The sequence below is a fragment of the Tsukamurella conjunctivitidis genome, assembly GCF_007858475.1.
Lineage (GTDB): Bacteria > Actinomycetota > Actinomycetes > Mycobacteriales > Mycobacteriaceae > Tsukamurella > Tsukamurella conjunctivitidis.
Window position 1 is genome coordinate 1 of the sequence record NZ_VIGX01000075.1, and the last position, 790, is coordinate 790.

Here is a 790-nt window from a genome sequence, read left to right on the forward strand (position 1 = left end):
CAGGGAACCCCATGGGTTCTCGTCCAGGCCATGGGGCCCTTGGCGATGTCATGGTCGGGCACACTGCCCGATGGGGTCCTCGATGCCCTGGCGGAGCTCGCAGCGCAGCCCGACGCGCTGGTGGTCACACCACGAGATCCCAGCCCCTCCCACGACCTTCCGGATGGCCAAGGAGCACGACACTCCACAGGCAATGGCCGGGAGATGCTCCTCGTCTCCCAGGCACACGCAGACGTCACGACGGTCCTGGCCATGTGGGAGAAGGGTGTGGGCGTCGTGGCCGTCGACACCTCGGTCCACGACCGGGCGGACCAGATGCGGATCGGCGATGCGGAGAGGACCGCCTGTCCTCGGCGCTGAGCGGCGGACCCTGTCAGCGGATCCCGAGCTCGTCTCTGACCCGCTGGGAGAAGAACGGGGCGACAGAGGTGGAGTACATCTGGGTCAGGTGATTGGCGTCGATGTACACGTGGATGTTCCCGATGATCGTCGGGCACACCGTGTCCGTGCAGTAGGCATCCATCATGTCGATGAGGTGGAAGCCCTCGATGTCGGTGAGCGACTGGGCGGGGTTGACGTCGGCGAAGTAGGTCGCCCGGTTCAGCAGGCATCCACCGAAGGGCTCGTCCGGGTCCCGTTCGGAGGAGCACTCGTAGAGGTTGTGCTCCGAACGCAGGTTGTCCCGCACCCCCACCACAGTGGTGCCCCTGGCCGTGAGATGCCGGATCAACTCCTCAACTCCAGGACGCAGCGTCTCCCCCGGTGAGTCCGCCGCTGCCGCGGTGACGAT

Annotated in this window: 2 protein-coding genes; one reads left to right on the forward strand and one right to left on the reverse strand. The window is 66.3% G+C overall.

Annotated features, from left to right (window positions below; all coding sequences use genetic code 11):
• Nucleotides 1-360, forward strand: a 360-nt coding sequence (locus tag FK530_RS26440; protein WP_438947263.1) for a hypothetical protein, incomplete at its 5' end; no start/stop codon positions are given.
• A 13-nt stretch (nt 361-373) separates the two neighbouring features.
• Here FK530_RS26440 and FK530_RS24425 read toward each other — a convergent pair.
• Nucleotides 374-790 (reverse strand): SGNH hydrolase domain-containing protein (locus tag FK530_RS24425; protein ID WP_269434185.1); only part of this gene is annotated, 417 nt, incomplete at its 5' end.